19 protein-coding genes are annotated in these 19,029 nt (G+C 44.2%); 15 read left to right on the top strand and 4 right to left on the bottom strand.

Translation table 11 applies throughout. The features are described 5' to 3' along the window. Positions 1-79: 79 nt before the first annotated feature. Complete coding sequence (locus BLR82_RS06620; RefSeq protein WP_074598153.1) at positions 80-520, bottom strand: ferritin-like domain-containing protein; 441 nt, start codon at positions 518-520, stop codon at positions 80-82. Positions 521-653: 133 nt separating this feature from the next. Here BLR82_RS06620 and BLR82_RS06615 point away from each other — a divergent pair, with 133 nt between their 5' ends. The 6 genes from BLR82_RS06615 (at position 654) to BLR82_RS06590 (ending at position 5,084) form a co-directional block, all read left to right on the top strand. Next, positions 654-1,310 (top strand): phosphatase PAP2 family protein, encoded by a 657-nt coding sequence (locus tag BLR82_RS06615; RefSeq protein WP_074598152.1) that lies wholly within the window; start codon positions 654-656, stop codon positions 1,308-1,310. 189 nt (positions 1,311-1,499) lie between these two features. Then, entirely contained in the window at positions 1,500-2,273 is a 774-nt protein-coding gene (gene liaF / locus BLR82_RS06610) for a cell wall-active antibiotics response protein LiaF (protein WP_074598151.1), read from the top strand. A 12-nt stretch (positions 2,274-2,285) separates the two neighbouring features. Next, positions 2,286-3,323 (top strand): sensor histidine kinase, encoded by a 1,038-nt coding sequence (locus BLR82_RS06605; RefSeq protein ID WP_074598150.1) that lies wholly within the window; start codon positions 2,286-2,288, stop codon positions 3,321-3,323. A 29-nt stretch (positions 3,324-3,352) separates the two neighbouring features. Continuing rightward, positions 3,353-3,985, top strand: coding sequence for a response regulator transcription factor (locus tag BLR82_RS06600; RefSeq protein WP_074598149.1), 633 nt, complete (start codon positions 3,353-3,355; stop codon positions 3,983-3,985). A 179-nt stretch (positions 3,986-4,164) separates the two neighbouring features. Next, positions 4,165-4,602 carry a disulfide oxidoreductase gene (locus tag BLR82_RS06595; protein WP_074598148.1) on the top strand — a complete coding sequence of 146 codons (438 nt, stop codon included), beginning with the start codon at positions 4,165-4,167 and terminating at the stop codon, positions 4,600-4,602. Beyond that, positions 4,599-5,084: a thioredoxin family protein gene (locus BLR82_RS06590; RefSeq protein ID WP_074598147.1), complete on the top strand. Its 486-nt coding sequence runs from the start codon at positions 4,599-4,601 to the stop codon at positions 5,082-5,084. Before BLR82_RS06595 ends, BLR82_RS06590 begins: the two co-directional genes overlap by 4 nt. A 402-nt stretch (positions 5,085-5,486) precedes the next feature. Here the strand turns inward: BLR82_RS06590 and BLR82_RS06585 are convergent, their stop codons facing one another. Further along, entirely contained in the window at positions 5,487-5,984 is a 498-nt protein-coding gene (locus tag BLR82_RS06585) for an antibiotic biosynthesis monooxygenase family protein (protein WP_074598146.1), read from the bottom strand. Between the two features lie 288 nt (positions 5,985-6,272). On the opposite strand from BLR82_RS06585, the gene BLR82_RS06580 reads away from it, so the two are divergent. The 4 genes from BLR82_RS06580 to hemY all read left to right on the top strand — a co-directional run bounded on the left by BLR82_RS06580 (position 6,273) and on the right by hemY (position 12,106). Further along, positions 6,273-8,435: a transglycosylase domain-containing protein gene (locus BLR82_RS06580; protein ID WP_245693657.1), complete on the top strand. Its 2,163-nt coding sequence runs from the start codon at positions 6,273-6,275 to the stop codon at positions 8,433-8,435. A 228-nt stretch (positions 8,436-8,663) separates the two neighbouring features. Next, positions 8,664-9,701, top strand: a complete 1,038-nt coding sequence (gene hemE, locus BLR82_RS06575) for a uroporphyrinogen decarboxylase (RefSeq protein WP_074598145.1) — start codon at positions 8,664-8,666, stop codon at positions 9,699-9,701. A 52-nt stretch (positions 9,702-9,753) separates the two neighbouring features. Then, positions 9,754-10,704: a ferrochelatase gene (gene hemH, locus BLR82_RS06570; protein ID WP_074598144.1), complete on the top strand. Its 951-nt coding sequence runs from the start codon at positions 9,754-9,756 to the stop codon at positions 10,702-10,704. Next, complete coding sequence (gene hemY / locus BLR82_RS06565) at positions 10,697-12,106, top strand: protoporphyrinogen oxidase (RefSeq protein ID WP_074598303.1); 1,410 nt, start codon at positions 10,697-10,699, stop codon at positions 12,104-12,106. Before hemH ends, hemY begins: the two co-directional genes overlap by 8 nt. Positions 12,107-12,376: 270 nt before the next feature. Here hemY and yhfH read toward each other — a convergent pair whose 3' ends face one another. Continuing rightward, positions 12,377-12,523, bottom strand: coding sequence for a protein YhfH (yhfH, locus tag BLR82_RS06560; protein WP_074598143.1), 147 nt, complete (start codon positions 12,521-12,523; stop codon positions 12,377-12,379). Between the two features lie 82 nt (positions 12,524-12,605). Between yhfH and BLR82_RS06555 the strand changes: the two genes are divergently transcribed. The 5 genes from BLR82_RS06555 (at position 12,606) to BLR82_RS06530 (ending at position 18,567) form a co-directional block, all read left to right on the top strand. Further along, entirely contained in the window at positions 12,606-13,337 is a 732-nt protein-coding gene (locus BLR82_RS06555; protein WP_074598142.1) for an MBL fold metallo-hydrolase, read from the top strand. Positions 13,338-13,412: 75 nt separating this feature from the next. After that, positions 13,413-14,408, top strand: a complete 996-nt coding sequence (gene lplA / locus BLR82_RS06550; protein WP_074598141.1) for a lipoate--protein ligase — start codon at positions 13,413-13,415, stop codon at positions 14,406-14,408. A 326-nt stretch (positions 14,409-14,734) separates the two neighbouring features. Next, entirely contained in the window at positions 14,735-16,276 is a 1,542-nt protein-coding gene (locus BLR82_RS06540) for a fatty acid--CoA ligase family protein (RefSeq protein WP_074598139.1), read from the top strand. A 110-nt stretch (positions 16,277-16,386) separates the two neighbouring features. After that, a complete protein-coding gene (locus tag BLR82_RS06535) occupies positions 16,387-17,601 on the top strand; it encodes a M48 family metalloprotease (protein ID WP_074598138.1) in 1,215 nt (404 codons plus the stop codon). 27 nt (positions 17,602-17,628) lie between these two features. Then, positions 17,629-18,567 carry a hypothetical protein gene (locus BLR82_RS06530; protein WP_074598137.1) on the top strand — a complete coding sequence of 313 codons (939 nt, stop codon included), beginning with the start codon at positions 17,629-17,631 and terminating at the stop codon, positions 18,565-18,567. Here the strand turns inward: BLR82_RS06530 and BLR82_RS06525 are convergent. Continuing rightward, complete coding sequence (locus BLR82_RS06525; RefSeq protein ID WP_074598136.1) at positions 18,564-19,025, bottom strand: DUF3939 domain-containing protein; 462 nt, start codon at positions 19,023-19,025, stop codon at positions 18,564-18,566. The genes BLR82_RS06530 and BLR82_RS06525 overlap by 4 nt on opposite strands. Positions 19,026-19,029 lie beyond the last annotated feature (4 nt).

Genomic DNA, 19,029 nt, shown 5'->3' with positions numbered 1-19,029 from the left:
AGGTTCGAACCCGTTCAGTTTTTGTTTTGGTTTTATAGTCATGTTTTTAACATACGTAAACCCGTAGCACGGATGATGCTTAAGCTAACCTTGAGTCAGAAAGCAGGCGGTCGATTTCTTCCTTATGCCCAGTCTCATCTGCAATCATATCTTCCAGCTTCACGACTAACTCGGTGAAGCCCAATGACTCAGCTTGCTTTTTGCGTTGTTCGTAACGCTCGATTGTTTCCTGCTCAGCCTTGCGCGCTTCTTCCAGCATTGCTTTCACTTCTGTCAGCTGTTTCACCTCAGCCGGTTTTGTTGTTGGCGTGCCGCCAAGAATTGCTATTTTATCCGATAAATACAACGCGTGGCCAATCTCATCGTTGATTTCATCCTCGAAGAAGGGCTTTAATGCGGAGCGGTATAGTCCGGAGACGACAGCCGCATTATACGTGTACATAATCGTAGCTGCATATTCGTTTGCAAGATCTTCATTCAATCCATCAATCAGCTCTTGTAGTTGGGCATTGTCTGTCATTAAAATCATCCTTTCTCAAAGTAATACGTTTGCCATAAATACAATTCCCTGGTAGTTTTTTTATAAACATTCCGGGAATTTATACAAAGACTGATAATAACAATAGTAATAGCAAGTCTAAAAGGAGCAGAGTATGAAAAAACGAACCTATTTTTTTCTATCTTTTTTACTGTTGGCGATATTGTCCAGCGCCCTTATTACCTTGGAAGTGTTATTTCGTGAAGAACCGATTCTGGATCGGTGGACAGCACCTGCCGTTCAAGGGATTGATCAAACTTTTTGGTTCTTTGTATTTCGCTGGTTGACAGAGCTGGGATCTGGCACGTTTCTCACACCTTTTACGATAGCTGCAGCACTGTTTTTACTGCTGTATTCGCGCGATTGGCTAGCCTCGCTTATGCTGGCTTCGGGCACCCTGCTCGGTTATCGGGTGAATCATTGGATTAAGCTGGCTGTCGAGAGAGAAAGGCCGCGGTTATTTTCGGAGGCAGAAGGGGTGGGATACAGTTTTCCGTCGGGGCATGCTATGGTTTCCCTGATTGCCTACGGCCTGTTTATCTATTTTCTGTTGAAATATATTAAATCCCAGAAAGCAACATTGTTTCTTAATATTTGCGGCATTTTCCTCATTTTGTTAATCGGTCTGAGCCGTTATGTCATTCGTGTCCACTATTTAACCGATGTGCTCGGAGGTTATGCCTTTGGCTTTATTTTTGTTTCGATATGGATTGGTTTTTATACCATTTTGCAACGTCTCATCAAACCGAAATATCGCCGTCTCCGTCTCTAGACGGAGACAATCCCCTTCCACCGGTCGTTCAAGCCCGGTGTGCTTTTTTTTATAATAGATTTAAGAAAAAAGGCGGCTTCCTTGTCGTTTTATCAAGATAAAGAATCATGTATTGGTGTTCCGTTTCTGTAAAGGCAGGAATTTGACGATCCGAACCCGAATATTGAATGGATGAGGGGAGAATTACAAATGAAAAACAGCCAAATAATGCGCAGCATTGCAGCCATAGCCATCATATGTTTCGGAGCTGCGCTGGTATTAGCGAACATCGGCATCATCTCTTGGGACTTAGCGGAGGCCTGGTTATATGTTTATCCTGCTTTTTTCATTGTCCTTGGATTAAAGTGGACTTGGGATGGGGTCAGATATAAAAATGGCATTACGTTTGGGTCTTTTTTAATTATATTTGGCGGATTATTGCTGCTTGACCGATTTGGAATCATTCCGTTTTCCTTTACAGATGTCTATAAATTATGGCCGCTGCTGCTAGTTTATTTGGGCTTCAGTATTTTTGGCAATTCGACAAAAAGAAAGCGAAAACGAAAATTTCAATTTATCTTTGATACTGATGATCAAAGAGCCAATAAGAAGATACCCAAAAAAAAGCGGCTGACAGTTGGAGAGCATAACTTCAGCGAACCAAACTGGCGGGTGGAGCCGATGGATTTGTGGAATGCTGTCGGGGATTATCATATTGACTTTACAAAAGCCTTCATTCCGGATGAGGAAATTCCGATAAGTATCCAGGGTTGGGCAGGGGATATTCGGGTATTAATGCCGGAAAATGTAGAAATGTCGATTCAAGCACATGTCAAAGCTGGAGAAATCAATGTATTCGGCATGAATGCAGATGGAATGAACCGCGAGATTTTTTATGAAACGCCAAATTATGACCAGGCTACTCGAAAACTTGATATTTTCTTGAGCATGAAGGCTGGATCAATCCGTGTAGACAGAGTTTAGGGGGAACAGGATATGTTAAAACGCTTGAATACGGTCCGGTATACGTATATCCGTTCACTATTATATGGGTTGTTTTTAACTACAGTCACTCTACTGGCCATTCTTTTGTCGGTATTCGTCCTGTTCCAGCCGGGCTGGCTCGATGTGACAAGCATTTTTATCACGATTTTGTTATACATATGTTTAGGAGTGTTCATCTCTATTTATGTTGGCTTCAAATCAAGCAGCGACATGAAAGATCGGATGGATTATTTATCGGTTCTGATCACACAGTTATCTCGCGGCAATTATACTTCTCGGGTGTACTTTAGTGAAGAGGATGAAATTGCGCGCATCGGTGATGAGTTGAATGAGCTCGGGGAAAAGTTGCAGAATCAGGTAAGGTCGCTACAAAGAATGGCAGATGAACGGGCAGAATATGCCAAATCAGCTCATAAGGCAGCTACTATTGAAGAACGTCAACGGCTTGCCCGCGATTTGCACGATGCGGTCAGCCAGCAGTTATTTGCCCTGACGATGATGTCCCAAGCATCTTTACGTTTGTTCGATCGTGATCCTGCACAGGCCAGGGAACAACTGGAGGAAATTTCAGCTACTGCATTAAAGGCCCAAACGGAGATGCGGGCATTGCTGCTTCACTTGCGCCCGGTTGATTTATCTGGTCAGCCATTGAAAAAAGGCGTGCAGGAGCTCGTAGCAGAATTACGGCAAAAATGCCAAATTAACTTTCAACTAAAAGTGGAGGAAATCGAAGCTCTGTCGGCTACTGCCGAAGAACACTTATTCAGAATTGTACAGGAATCGTTGTCAAACACCTTGCGACATGCGAATGCGACGGAAGTCACGCTTCAGATTGTGGAAAGGCATAATGAGCTGTTTTTACATATAGCTGATAATGGGAGTGGATTTGACGTCAATACTGATGAGCGCAAAAAAACTTCTTACGGACTAAAAACAATGAAAGAACGCTGTGAGGAGATTGGTGGAACTTTTTCCATCCGCTCCCAAGTCGGGGCAGGCACACATATTGATATCAGAATACCATTATAATGACAACAGAGGGGAAAGGAAGCGGGAGGATGATCAAAGTAGTAGTTGTAGATGACCACGAAATAGTCCGAAAAGGCGTGATTGCCTATTTGAGAACGGAGCCCGGTTTAGAAATAGTCGGGGAAGCTTCGAGCGGTGTACAGGGAGCAAAAGTTGTGGAAGAGACGATGCCTGATGTAGTTCTCATGGATCTCATTATGGATAATGGAACGGGGATTGAAGCAACCAGACAAATCATGAGTTTTAATCCGCACTGCAAAGTAATCATTCTTACAAGCTATTATGACGATGAACAAGTTTTTCCTGCCCTGGAGGCAGGTGCTTATAGCTACATGCTGAAAACGTCCAGCGCTGATGAAATTGCAGCTGCTATTAAAAAGGCGGCAGACGGGGAGCCGGTGATCGAACCGAAGGTAGCGAGTAAAATGATGACCAGTTTCCGTCCATCAGCAGTAAAGCCACACGAACAATTGACCGACCGGGAACTCGAGGTTCTCATGTGCATTGGAGATGGCTTGACCAACCAGGAAATTGGCGAAAAACTCTATATCGGGATTAAGACCGTAAAAACACACGTCAGCAATATTTTGAGTAAGCTCGAGGTCCACGATCGGACTCAGGCTGCTGTGTATGCACATAAAAACGGGCTGTTTCGTAATTAATCAGGCCAGTGGGGGTGCTTCAAGCGAATAATGCTAACATGCATTCCTTTTTTTACAACCGGCCCTTGCCGAAAATGGATAGAATAGTGCACCCGAGGTATTTCTGAATATTATTCCTTTGTTTTTGCTCCCTTCGCTAGTATAATGTTTTTGAATGCGTTTGGAGAGAGGGGTATTTCATGGCAAGTAGTCAACAAACAAAAGAAAACATTCTGTTGATCATATGGGGACAAGCCGTAGTAGCGATGCTCGGAAGTTTGTTTTTTTCGGAGTTCATGGGATATGAGCCTTGTGAGTTATGCTGGTATCAACGGATTCTCATGTATCCGCTCGTCATCATTTATGGATATGCAGCAGTAAAAAAAGACATCCGTTTCGGGTTACCTGGATTGATTATGAGTGGAATAGGCATTTGTGTTTCGACCTATCATTATTTAATTCAAAAGCTTCCTGCTCTTCACGAAGCAGGGGAGTCGTGTGGTTTAGTTCCGTGTAATGGCCAGTACGTCAATTACTTCGGCTTTATCACCATTCCGTTTTTGGCTTTGATAGCCTTCCTTGTCATTTTTGTTTTCCATATTATTTTGCTTTTGCAACAAAGGAGAGGTAATGAGTGAATAAAAAAATGTGGATTATCCTTGGGGTAATCGTTGTATTGATCGGCGCTCTAATATTCGTCGTCAGTTATCAAAACAGCCAGAAAATGGCTGACAATCCTTATGGAAAAGAGAATCTGCGTCAATCGACCATTGATCAGCTGGATAATGAATTATATCAAAATCAGATTTTGCCGGATGAACTGAAAGAAAAGCTTGATAATCAAGAAGACGTAACCGTCTATTTTTACAGTCCGGAATGTGTTCATTGTCAAAAAACGACGCCGGTAGTTGTTCCGATGACGGAAGAGTACGGAATCGATTTGAAAAAGTTGAACATTCTCGAGTTTCAAGAGCCGTGGAAAACATACAATATTGAAGGAACACCTACGGTGATTCACTTTGAAAACGGAGAGGAAGCCGCACGTATCAGCGGTGAGCAGTCCGTGTCAACTTGGGATAGCTTTTTTCAGGAAAATGTATTAGATGGAGAAGAACAATGATGTAAGCCAAGCGAGAATGGGACAAGAGCATCATTGCCAATATAAAAACCGAACGATTACCCAATTCGTTCGGTTTTTATATTGATTTTTATAACTCGACTTAGCACATGAAAACCGTTCTAACCTTCACTTAAAAAAGCAACCATTCCACCCCGGCAAGGCTCTTCACTTTCCGCTAACAATAAATTCGCCCGTGGAACGTATAGTATCCTGCCGTAGCGATTCGAAGCACCTATCAAACAACAAATAATAGAAAGTATTTTAAAGAACGAACAAATAAAAGAACCGGACGAATTCGATTATCTTTAGAGTTCGTTTGGTTTTTACTTTGGTGGCTATGCTTTTGTCCCGGCCTGTTACTTCCTTAAAGAAAGACTGCTTAGGTTATTTTTATGCCAAAAGTTAAGCTGGTTCGATCATGTTTGCTTCTGTAGTATAGGACGGACCCGCATGATAAGGCGGACGTTTTTTCGACTTGGAGGAAGAATGCGCTGCCGTAAACGCATCTGAATCCTTCCAATTTTGATAGCTTTTTCTGGAATCCCATTGAACCATTACTACGTATTTGTTTCCTTGTAAGGGCCGCAGAACACGGAGTGCCTGAAAGCCTGGAATGTCGTTCATGGAACCGGCCCGCTTTTTAAACTGGTCTTCAAAGATCGGTTTTCCCTCGTAAGTCACGGGAATATTGTTCATAACGACAAAGCCGCTTTGCTGCAGCTCGCCATCCGTCACAAAACTTTCATATTCTCTGGCCTGTTCGAAAACGTTAGCTTTTTTTCCTTCATAGTAAGCCATGGTGGAATCAGCAGCCTGCATTAAGTAAATCGGGATATCAGGATAATCTGATTGAATTTTCACGAGAAAATCATATGTCCCATTCGTAATATGCGCTTTCATTTTTACTCGCCTGCCTTTTGCTTAATGGTTGGTATGTATAGTATATACCCTATTAGAAACACGGGTATGCCCTTCATTTATTTTAAGCTTAGCAAGCAGAACAAGTCCTTGCAAGTATCTTTACTGGAACGGAATAACAAAAAAACAGGCCCCTGTCCGGGAAGTACGAGTTTATACCCTTACAAAACCCCTCGCGGTTAATTACCTATTTAATGGGTGTGGGATCTGTCGTATAATGAAAAGAATGCTTTACTCAGTAGCAGAAAGTTTTAGATAAAGGTGGAAAATATGAACATAGATACTATTTTAAAGTGGATAATCCGGTTGAAATGGCCGCTGCTTATCGGCGGTGCCATTTTTTTACTCGGTCTGATCGGTTATCTGACTATTTTATTCGGGGGCAGGTTTGTAGTTGATGAGCAGGATTTGATTCTCCCTGCGGCAACGGTTGTGGAAACAAAAGCTGGGGAGAGAATCGGCGAAATCTATGATGAGTATCGCCGACCGGTAACCATTAAACAAATTCCCGACCATGTGGAAGACGCTTTTGTGGCAATTGAGGACAACCGCTTTTACGAGCATGCCGGGGTTGATTTCAAGGCGGTGACGAGGGCGGTTTTTCGCGATATTGTATCTATGGAAAAAGCGGAAGGCGGCAGCACGATAACCCAGCAGCTCGCGAAAAATTTATTTTTGCATAATGATAAGACATGGATGCGAAAAACCAAAGAGGTCATGGCTGCCATTTATTTGGAACGAAATTTCAGCAAAGATAAAATCCTTGAATATTATTTGAATGAAATATACTTTGCCCATGGGATATACGGTGTAGGGGCAGCAGCGGAATTTTACTTTAGTAAACCGGTTGATGAATTGTCGGTCACGGAAGGAGCACTGCTTGCTGCAATGTCGAAGGCACCCAACACCTATTCACCGCTTATAGATGAAGAAAAAGCAAAAGAGCGGCGTGATTTGGTGTTACAGCAAATGAATCAGCTCGATATGCTGAGGACGGAAGAAATGCTGCAGCTTCAAGGGAAAACCCTGGGGGTCAACCAGCAGAAAGAGGAGGATAAACCTTGGAATGCCTCCTATCTGGATTTGGCCATTAAAGAGGCGGCGGAAACATATCAGCTTACTCTTCCGGAACTGAAGCGGGGTGGCTATCGGCTTGTCGTCAATATCAATGAGACAGCCCAGCGGACTGCCTATGAACATTTTCAACAAGACGAGTATTTTCCTGGATCGGCAGCTGGGGTGGAAGGCTCCTTTGTTTTGATCGATAACAGGTCCGGCGAAATTGCTGCTGCTATCGGAGGGCGTGATTATCAGATTGGCGGCTTAAACCGTGTGACAACTGCCAGACAACCTGGTTCTACCATGAAGCCCCTTGCTGTATATGGACCTGCAATGATGATGGAAGAATACAGTCCTTATTCGCTACTCGTGGATGAAGAACGGAGCTATGGGGATTATACCGCCCGTAATTATGACGGTTCTTATAGTGGACAGGTAACCATGTATGAGGCACTACAGCAATCGAAAAACGCACCGGCAGTCTGGTTATTGAATGAAATAGGTATTCCCAATGCAAAAGAGTATTTAGAGAAGATGGATATTTCCTTGTCTGATAACGGTCTGGCTATTGCGCTAGGAGGACTGGAGCAAGGAGTTTCACCACTGAAGCTTGCACAGGCTTACGGAACCTTTCCAAATGGAGGGGAAATGAATAGTGCCTCGGCCATCAACAAGATCTTCGATCGGAATGGAGAACTGCTGGAAAGCAAGTTACCAAAACCAAAGCAAGTATTTTCACCCCAAACGGCGTGGAATATGGTTCGAATGCTGGAAGCAGTGGTCGATAAAGGAACAGGAAAAGCAGGCAGCTATTCTGGGGCTTTGGCAGGAAAAACCGGATCCACCCAGCATCCAACCGCAGAAGGAAAAGTCAAGGATGCCTGGTTTGCGGGCTTCACACCAGAATATAGCAGTGCGCTATGGATGGGATACGATCAAGCGGATGAAGGGCATTTCCTGACGGCGGGAAGTGAGAAGCCCACTAGATTGACAAAAGCGATTTTGAGCGATCTTGACAAGAGTCAGAAACTCGCCGCTAAGTTTGAACAGCCGGAAAATGTCAAAGATGTAGAAGAACCAGTAGATTTACCTGAAATCACGGACCTTTCTGCCCGATATAGTCTTGGTGGATTATCATTGGTGCGCGGGACACTGACATGGACAGCTTCTGCTGATGATCGGATTAAGTACGAATTGTATCGAGTTAAAAACGGAAATGAACAAAAAATTGGCGAAGTGGAAGGAAAGGGATCTTATCAAATCAACCGGATCGGCTTATTCGAACAGGCATCTTACTATGTAGTTCCTGTCGACCCGTTGACTGGGCAGCGAGGAAAACCATCGAACCGAGCTAAGCTTTCCCTTGATTTCTAACGAAGGGTCTTTGTGGATGCTTCATTGTATTTTTACTATCCACAGATGAAAAAACACGAACCGATTGTATGAGCCGTATTTAATACAGCTGACAGTGAAGAATGCTGAATAATCGACGGCTTGTGCAAGAACGCACAAATTAGTGACAAATAAGGCCAATTGCTATACATCAAAATTATTAATAGGTATAGTGATTATGGAATGGATTAGAGATAAAGGGTGAAACGGATGGCAAGGACAATCAATGATACAATATTGAAAGCATTTAGGGGGGAACCGACCGATTATACGCCTGTATGGTATATGCGGCAGGCAGGACGGTCACAGAAGGAATACCGGGAGTTAAAAGAAAAATACTCCCTGTTTGAAATTACACATCAACCAGAACTTTGTGCTTATGTGACGAGACTTCCAGTCGAACATTACGGGGTAGACGCTGCGATTTTATACAAAGACATTATGTCGCCGTTGCCAGCCATCGGTGTAGACGTGGAAATCAAATCGGGAATCGGACCTGTCATCGACAAGCCGATTCGGTCTAAAAGTGATGTTGAAAAACTCGGCACGATCGACCCAGTCTCCGACGTCCCTTACGTACTCGAGACAATCAGATTTCTTGCAGAAGATCAGCTGGATGTACCCTTGATCGGGTTCAGCGGCGCCCCATTTACGTTGGCAAGTTACATGATAGAAGGCGGGCCGTCCAAAAACTATCATAAAACGAAAGCAATGATGTATAGTGACCCGGCAGCCTGGTTTGCCTTGATGGATAAGCTGGCCGACATGACCATCACGTATGCCAAGGCACAAATCCACGCGGGTGCTAAAGCATTTCAAATTTTTGATTCATGGGTTGGCACCTTGCATGCGGCTGATTACCGAGAATACATCAAACCGGTAATGCAGAGGATCTTTTCAGAACTGAAAAATGAGGGTGTTCCCTTAATTTTATTTGGCGTCGGGGCTCGCCATCTGATTTTGGAGTGGAATGATCTTCCTTTAGATGTACTCGGTCTTGATTGGCGTACATCGGTAACGGAAGCGCGGGAAATGGGAATTACAAAAACACTGCAAGGGAATCTTGATCCTGCCCTGCTCGTTTCAGACTGGAAGGCTACGGAAATGAAGGCACAGGCGATTTTGGATGAAGCAGAAGGTCAACCAGGCTTTGTCTTTAACCTCGGCCACGGTGTAACGCCGGAAATCGAACCGGCAACCTTGAAAAGGCTGACAGATTTCATCCATGATTACTCCCGCCGCAAATAACGGTTATAGAGAAATTAGGAATAAGAGATAAAAAGCTAAGAGGTGTTGGAAAGTGGCAAAGAAAAAAATTGGTTTACTGGTAATGGCTTATGGTACGCCATATAAAGAAGAAGATATTGAACGTTATTATACGGATATCCGGCACGGCAGAAAGCCGACACCGGAAATGTTGCAGGACTTGACAGATAGGTATCGTGCAATAGGCGGCATTTCTCCCTTGGCGGAGATTACCAAACAGCAGGCGCAAGGCATCGAAGACCACCTCAATGAAATGCAAGATGAAGTGGAATTTGTCCATTATCTTGGCCTGAAACATATCGAACCGTTTATCGAGGATGCTGTTGAGCAAATGGCGGCTGACGGAATCGAAGAAGCGGTTTCGCTGGTGTTGGCTCCACACTATTCCACGTTCAGTGTGAAGTCATATAATGGTCGTGCCCAGAAGGAAGCAGAAAAACATGGAAGACCACAAATCACTTCGGTCGAAAGCTGGTATGATGAACCAGGCTTTATTGATTATTGGGTTAAAGCTATTTCCAAGGTTTATGGCCAAATGGATGAACAAGAAAAAGAGAAAGCAGTCTTGGTTGTTTCAGCCCATAGTCTTCCTGAAAAAATCTTAGAACACGGGGATCCATATCCAGACCAATTAAAGCGGACTGCCGAGCTGATTTCAGAAGCTACCGGCATTGAACAGTACGAATTGGGGTGGCAAAGCGAAGGGAATACTCCAGATCCTTGGTTAGGTCCTGATGTCCAAGATCTGACGAGGGAGCTTTACCATGAAAAAGGTTACCGTTCATTTGTTTATGCTCCGGTTGGATTTGTCGTCAACCATTTGGAAGTACTATATGATAATGATTACGAATGCAAGGTTGTTTGTGATGAATTGGGTGCGAACTATTACCGTCCGGAAATGCCGAATGCGAAGCCGGAATTTCTTCATACGCTGGCAGATGTAGTTTTGCGGAAATACCTTCAAAGTAATGATCACCATGCCTGATTCGAAGCAAATCGTCATTGTCGGCGGTGGTATTACTGGTTTGACTGCTGCCTATTACTTGCAAAAAAGGATAATAGAAGAGCAGCTCCCATATAAAGTGAAACTAGTGGAAGCAAGTGATCGCCTTGGCGGAAAAATCAAATCTGTCAAAACCAATGGCTATACATTCGAACGAGGTCCCGACTCTTTTTTGATTAGGAAGCCCTCTGCAGCACGTCTGGTCAAGGAGGTAGGTTTGGAGGACGACTTGATCAAGAACGGAACCGGCCAATCGTATATCCTGGTGGATAAAAAGCTGCATAAAATGCCAAGTGGTTCTTATATGGGTATTCCCACTCAAGTTAGTCCGTTTTTGTTTTCCGGTATTTTTTCCGCTAAAGGGAAACTGCGGGCCGGCATGGATTTTATCAGACCAAAAGGGAAGCAGAGCGGTGATCAATCGCTAGGCTTGTTTTTCCGCCGGCGTTTCGGTGATGAATTGGTCGAGAATTTGGTTGAGCCGTTGCTTTCCGGGATATATGCCGGGGATATTGATGAACTTAGCCTAATGGCGACATTCCCTAACTTTTACGAGTTGGAACAGGAGCATCGCAGTCTGGTTAAAGGGTTGCGTAAAACCGTACCGAAAAAGAAGAGCAACAAGGGGAAGAAGCCGAGCATGTTTTATTCGCTTACGAATGGTCTCGAATCCTTGGTTGACGCTGTGGAGGACAAGCTTGTGCCCGGCACGGTCGTAAAAGGGACAGGTGTGGACCATATTGAACAGAAGGATGATCATTATCATCTCTTGCTCAGTGATGGAACCGTTGTCCAAGCTGATTCGTTAGTGATGTCAACACCGCATTTTGCAGCTAGACGGATGCTCAGTCAATACGAGTTCATGGACGTATTTAAAGAAATGCCGGCTACATCGGTGGCCAACGTCGCCCTTGCTTTTGATCAGTCGGCGATCAAAAAAGATATTGATGGTACTGGGTTTGTTGTATCACGCAACAGTGATTATCGGATTACCGCTTGTACTTGGACACATAAAAAGTGGCCGCAATCTGCTCCAGAAGGAAAAGCATTGCTCCGCTGCTATGTAGGACGACCAGGGGATGAGCAGGTGGTTGATTTATCTGACCAGGAAATTGTCAATATCGTGCTTCATGATTTAAAGAAAATCATGAAAATTACCAAGGAACCGGAGTTTGCCGTGGTAAGCCGCTGGAAAAATGCTATGCCACAATATGCAGTAGGACATAAAGAGCGTTTGGCTCACGTTCGTACAAAGATGGAAGCAGAATTACCCGGTATATTTTTAGCTGGAAGCTCCTATGAAGGAATTGGTATTCCTGACTGTATCGATCAGGGAGAAGCTGCTGTTGAGCAGGTTCTGTCTTTTTTGAGTCAGTCAAGGTAGACACGAAAAAGGCATAGCGTACAAAGTAAAAACCGAACGAGGATTCGACATCTAAAGCATTCAAACTCGTTCGGTTTTTCTTTTCTTATTTACTATCACACGCGGATGAGCTTGGAAGAAATTAAACCAATCCAACCTTTTCTTCGTTGTTACGATTGAAGGGGGAGGATTAATGACCTTTCCTGAAAGAAAAATAAAAGCTTGTAGAAGATAAGAAATATTCTCTACAAGCTGTACTATTAGACATAATGGTTAAGTTTTTCTGTTTACCTATCTGGCGGGGTGATCGCAATGGTCACATAAATTACCATAGCAATCGGCTTTTTCAAGTATTTCCTTCCCACAATTGTGACACTTTTTTCGCGGCAGGTTTTTGAAAAATTCCACAATACTTAGCAAAGAAAATCCCCTCCACATGTTGTTATACTATCATTGTATTATAACAGAATGGAAAAATCAATGTTCTGTTTCATAACAATTAAAAAAGAGGTGAATGTCCTTGAAATGTACAGTGATCGGCTACTGGGGAGCATACCCGGAGCAAGGAGAAGCCACTTCTGCCTATCTTCTTGAGCAGGATGGTTTTCGGTGTTTAATTGATTGTGGAAGTGGTGTCCTTTCCCGACTGCAAAGCTATATCGATATTAAGGAACTGGATGCAGTAGTTTTATCCCACTATCATCAAGATCATATCGCGGACATCGGTGTGTTGCAGTACAGCTGGCTGGTCCAGAATAGTCTGCATAACGATAATCATATGTTGCCCATTTATGGACATGGTGAAGATGAAACAGGTTTTGCCGCCCTGAACCATCGATTTACCGAAGGAATTGCTTATCAACATGATGATCCGTTGGAGATCGGACCTTTCCAGTTTACATTCCAGCGGACCACACATCCGGTTCCCTGCTTTGCGATGCGGATTTGTTATGGAGACCAGGTGATTGTTTATACAGGGGACAGCAGCTTCCATCAGGAAATAATTCCATTCTGCAGCAACGCCGATTTGTTGATCAGCGAGTGCAGTTTCTATCATGGACAGGACGCTGCCAAAGCTGGCCATATGACGAGCAGCCAATGTGGTGAGCTTGCTGCAGCGGCGGGAGTAAAACAGTTGCTTCTCACGCACCTTCCCCACTTTGGAAACAGGCAGGATTTAGTCATAGAAGCCCGGAAGAAATTTAACGGAGCAATCCAGTTGGCCTATGAGGGTTGGATCTGGCAAGGGTAAAAAAGACCCATTTATTGCTCTTGTCTGAGACTTTCGATAAAATAAGGAAAGACAAGCATTAAGGAGGGTATAATCATGTTATTTATCGATAACGAGGGAATTACCGATCCTCATATCAATTTAGCGATCGAAGAATATATTCTGAAAAACTTTGGAGCAGACGATACATATTTACTGTTCTATATTAATGAACCTTCTATTATTATCGGAAAAAACCAAAATACCATCGAAGAAATCAACACTAACTATGTCGATGCCAATGGTATTCATGTTGTCCGCAGACTTTCTGGAGGCGGCGCAGTCTATCATGACGAAGGGAACTTGAATTTTAGTTTTATTACCAAGGACGATGGCAACAGTTTTCATGATTTTGCGAAATTTACCGAACCGGTAACCGATGCTTTGCAAAAGCTGGGGGTCAACGCTGAACTTAAGGGACGCAACGATATTGTTGTAGATGGAAGGAAAATTTCCGGTAATGCCCAATTTTCCACGAGGGGTCGCATGTTCAGCCATGGCACGCTGATGTTTGATTCCGAGATTGAAAATGTGGTTTCTGCTTTAAATGTCAAAATGGAAAAAATCAAATCAAAGGGAATTAAGTCGATTCGTAGCCGTGTGGCCAACATCTCGGAATTCCTCGAAGAAAAGGTTACGATGGACGAATTTAAAGCGTTGATTTTGCGCTATATTTTCGATGTGGAAGACGTAAAAGATGTCCCGCAGTACAAACTGACAGAGGAAGACTGGAAAAATATCCATCAGTTGTCTGAAGAGCGTTACCAACGCTGGGATTGGAATTACGGCCGCTCTCCTGCGTTCAATATTCAACAGTCTCATAAGTTTCCCGCAGGTTCTGTCGATGTTCGGCTCGATGTCATAAAAGGAACAATTGAAAATGTGAAAATTTACGGAGATTTCTTTGGAGTCGGCGATATAGGGGATGTCGAATCAAAGCTTATTGGTGCTCGTTATAATCGCCAGGCAATCGAAGATGCTTTGCACGACATCGATATTAGCCATTACTTAGGCAAAATCACCAAAGAAGAGTTCGTGGATTTAATCTATTAAGTAATTGTACAACAAGAAGAGGCTGCTATAAAAGTGTCATGGCCAAGACAAAAACCGAACGATGATTCGAACCTTAGCATTCGAACTCGTTCGGTTTTTTATGTATATAAACGTGTATGTAGTATTCTCACAGGAAGGAATGATGCGGACGCTCCAATCCGTTCACCTCGCTCTCCGTGGGCCTGAACGGATAGTCCCGAACGAAAGCGTTGTTGAGGTATCGATTTCTCCAGTTTTTTCTAACGCCATCTTGCTAGAAAACTGGGTTTATCTTATAATAAGGAATAAGGCCATAGTGAATGACCATTCATTCAGGGAGGGGTAGCATGAATATAAGTGATCAAATTTCTGTCACTGCCAAACAACATCCCGAGAAAACAGCATACATATTTGAAGGCAATGAAACGAGTTATCTGGAATTGGAAGGCATGATCAACAAATTTGCCGATAGTCTGGTGGGACTTGGTTATCAAAAAGGAGACCATCTCGCACTGGTGGTCGGGAATAGTCCGCATTTTGTAATCGGTTTATATGGTGCATTGCGGGCAGGAATCATTGTCATCCCTATTAATCCGATTTATACACCTGATGAAATCTCGTATATTTTGCAAAACGGGGATGTCAAAGGAATCGTTACAATGGATATGCTTGCCGGAAAGTTCGCTCAAATTTCGGACGTGCTAGAGGATGCAGAGCATATTATTATTGCGGAAACCGGAGCGGGAACTGATACAGGCAGCACCATCTTATCAGAAAAAATGAAATCGTTTTCAAAATTGATGGAAGAAGGAAACATTCATTTTGACCGTCCTGAACTTCGGGAAGATGATATTGCACTGGTACTCTATACTTCCGGTACGACGGGAAAACCGAAGGGCGCCATGCTCACCCATCGCAATCTTTATTCCAATGCCAAGGATACGGCGGATTACCTGGAGATGGATGGCGGGGATAAAGTAATCGCTGCCCTTCCGATGTTCCATGTTTTCTGTTTGACGGTAGCGTTGAATGCGCCATTGATGAATGGGGGGACGGTGCTGATTGTACCGAAGTTTTCTCCTGAAGCAGTGTTCAAGCTGGCAAAAGAACAACAGGCGACTGTTTTTGCCGGTGTTCCGACAATGTATAATTATTTGCTCCAAACACCTGGAGGGCACGCGGATGACTTTCAGAGCATCAGGCTTTGCATTTCCGGAGGGGCTGCTATGCCAGTGGCACTATTGAAACATTTCGAGCAGAAATTCGGAGTGATGATATCTGAAGGCTATGGTTTGTCGGAAGCCTCCCCGGTTACTTGCTTCAACCCTCTGGATCGAGCACGGAAACCTGGTTCGATCGGCACCAATATCAAAAATGTCGAGAATAAGGTGGTAGACGAGTTGGGGAACGAGCTTCCTCCGGGTGAAGTAGGTGAATTAGTCGTCCGTGGCCCCAATGTAATGGCTGGGTACTATAAACTGCCGGAAGAAACGGAGGCAGTACTGCGGGATGGCTGGCTTCATACAGGAGATATGGCCAGAATGGATGATGAAGGCTATTTTTACATTGTCGATAGGCGTAAGGATATGATTTTGGTTGGCGGTTATAACGTCTATCCGCGAGAGGTGGAAGAGGTATTATACGAGCATCCCGATATTGCTGAAGTGGCTGTCGTCGGTATGCCGGATCCTGATCAGGGAGAGAGTGTCGTCACCTTTGTCGTCACAGAGAACAATGCATTGAAAGCTTCAGACGTCATCACATTTTGTGGAGAACGGCTTGCTAAATATAAGGTGCCTGCCGTAGTAGAGTTCCTGGATGAATTGCCGAAAAATACCACCGGGAAAATTTTGCGGAAGCAGCTGCGTGATAAAGTGGCTCAACTATAAGCCATATAGCAGACAGATAAAAGAATATGGTAAAATTTAAGAATCTCCTGCCCAAAATGGCGGGGGATTCATTTTTCTAAAAATGAGAAATCCGGCAGGAGGAAATCCAAATGAAAAAATTGCTGGCAGCTTATTTGTTCTTTCTTATGATTATATGGGGATATTTTCTATTCTTTTATCCGTTGGATACATATACTAGCTCTCATTACGCAGCTATGGCGCACGCCATGTACTTTTCCAAGCTTCCACTCGAGTGGTTACTGTTGTATACCATCATCAAAAAAGGTTGGTCGATAGCATGGATGGATAGGATCGAGCAATTTACAGGCAGACTTTGGTTAAAAACATTGTTCTTTTCGCTGCTGCTGACTGTTGCTTATCAGTTTGTTCGTCTTCCGTTCAATGTCATTTGGTTTGCCATTAGCAGGAAAGAAGGAACCAGCAATCAAACAGTCGGAAACTGGTTTTATGAGCTTGGGCTGGACAGTCTGTTCTTCTGGCTCATCTTGGCAGCTGGTATTTATGCAGCGCTGATATTGATGGGCAGATTTAAAAACTGGTGGTTTGGATTATGGTTGCTCGCTCTTCCGGCAGCTGTGTTCGTGGTGTATATTCAGCCAGTCTGGATCGATCCCTTGTATGAGGATTTCACGGCAATGGAACCTGGACCGCTCCGAACAGCAATCGAAGATTTGACGGAAAAAGCGGGACTTGAGGATGCTACCCTGCTTCAAGTCGATATGAGTGAAAAAACCACCACTTTTAATGCTTATGTAACCGGAATTATGGGGAATGCCCGGATTGTCTTGTGGGATACCACACTGAAAGGAATGCCACAGGAGGAAGTGCTGTTTATCCTGAATCATGAAATTGGCCATTATCTAAAGCACCATGTGTACATAGGAGTGGCGGGTTACCTGCTGTTGAGCTTGCTTTTGCTTTATGCCGGTGCGTTGGTTTACCGGGTTGTCTACAAGAATGTTTTAACGAAACAATCCTCTTCCAGTGGGAATGATTTGCGGGCTGTTCCGATTCTGCTGTTGATTTTTTCTTTGCTGCTTACTGCCGCACAACCACTGTCCTTAGCTGTTTCCCGGCAAATTGAAGCTTCAGCAGATCGTTATGCAGTAGAGAAAAGCGACAGTGATCAGCTGCGGGCTGGTATTTCCAGCTTTCACCGGATGGCAGAGCAGTCAAAGAGTGACGTCAATCCAGCTTTTTGGATAAAGTGGATGCGGTACAGTCATCCGCCGATCCAGGAGCGAATTGATCGAATCGAAAAAGAGCTGACTGATCGTGAAACCAATTCGAGCAGTTCTTCGTAAAAAGATGAGAAGGGATGGGATGAGGCGATGATAGATTTCCAAGAACAATTAATGCGCGAAAAGGAAAAAATGCGAGAAAAGCAAAGCTTGAATAACCAGCTTACAACCATGACCGCCCAGTTGAAAGAGTTGCGGGAAACGGAAACTCGAATGAAGCGAAGACTGGTAGATGAAAAAGTAGATGTGGAAAAATTGGAGGGAGTCAGCCTTAAGGGTATTTTCATGACGATTGCCGGAAAAAAAGAGGAAGTACTCGATAAAGAACGGCAGGAGGTACTGGAAGCCCAATTGAAGTGGAAGGAAGCACGAGATGCACGGAAAGAACTGGAACGGGAGCACAGCGAAATCACAGACAGGATTCAATCCCTCGGTTATCCGGAAGAAGAGATGGACCGTCTGCTGGAGAAAAAAGAAAAGTATCTGCTGGATCATGGGCATCAGGCAGGAGAGGAACTGCTTGATTTGTCGGAAGCAATTGGCGAGTTGCGAGCGGACGCTAAAGAAATTCAAGAAGCACTGGCTGCCGGCTGGGATGCTTCAAGGGCTCTTTCCAATGCAGAAGAATCTCTTCACAGTGCCGAAAACTGGGGAACGCTCGATATGTTCGGCGGCGGAATGATTACGACAGCAATTAAACATGGACGTATTGATGACGCAAGTAATGAGGTGCACGAAGCACAGCGGCTGCTGCGGAAATTTTCGCATGAACTGAATGATATCGGTAATTCGTTTGCAGTCGATATATCTATATCTGGCGGCTGGACAGTGGCTGATTACTTCTTTGACGGTTTGATAACGGATTGGTTTATCCAAGGCCAAATCAAGGATTCGCTGGAACAAGTCAGCACGGTCAAAAGAGAAACCGATCGGACAGTGGGCAAGCTGAAGGAACTGTCCGGTGATGTAAAAAGGAAAATCGTGGAACTGGAGGAAGATAAACGCCGACTGCTCGAAACACCGCTTTAAGGCTGGCGGTGGGTGACCATATCTTCCTCCTCGGTAATGAAAAAGGGACGGTCCGGACGATTGGACAACAATCCGAGCTTTTCTAGTTTCAAGTAGTTGACTTGCTTGTCAGGGTCTCCTTCTGTGATCGGAAGCTTTCCGGTTTGCTCGCGATAATGATCGACAGCTTGCTGAACTTTATCCAGGTCCTCGGCGAGCTGTTTATCTTTCTCCTCGAAGATTTCATACGTTTCCCGGGACATATAATACGTCTGTTGCGGTTTGGCTTCCAAATAGGGAGCCAGCAGCTGATAATCAATCGTCCGGTCCGAGTTGATGATTACTTGCAAAGGTATTTCAGAAGCCAGCTCGGCGCTGTATCGCCGGACGGCATCTTTCACCTCTGAAAGGCTTACCGGTCTAGCGGGGAGTTGTTTCTGCTGCGAATCGTTTTTCAGTTTTTTGCTCTTTTTCCACATGGCT

This window comes from Sediminibacillus halophilus (assembly GCF_900103695.1).
In the GTDB taxonomy this organism is placed as follows: Bacteria; Bacillota; Bacilli; order Bacillales; family Amphibacillaceae; genus Sediminibacillus; species Sediminibacillus halophilus.
Note: the sequence above shows the minus strand (reverse complement) of the source record. Positions and strands in the feature narration are given on the sequence as shown.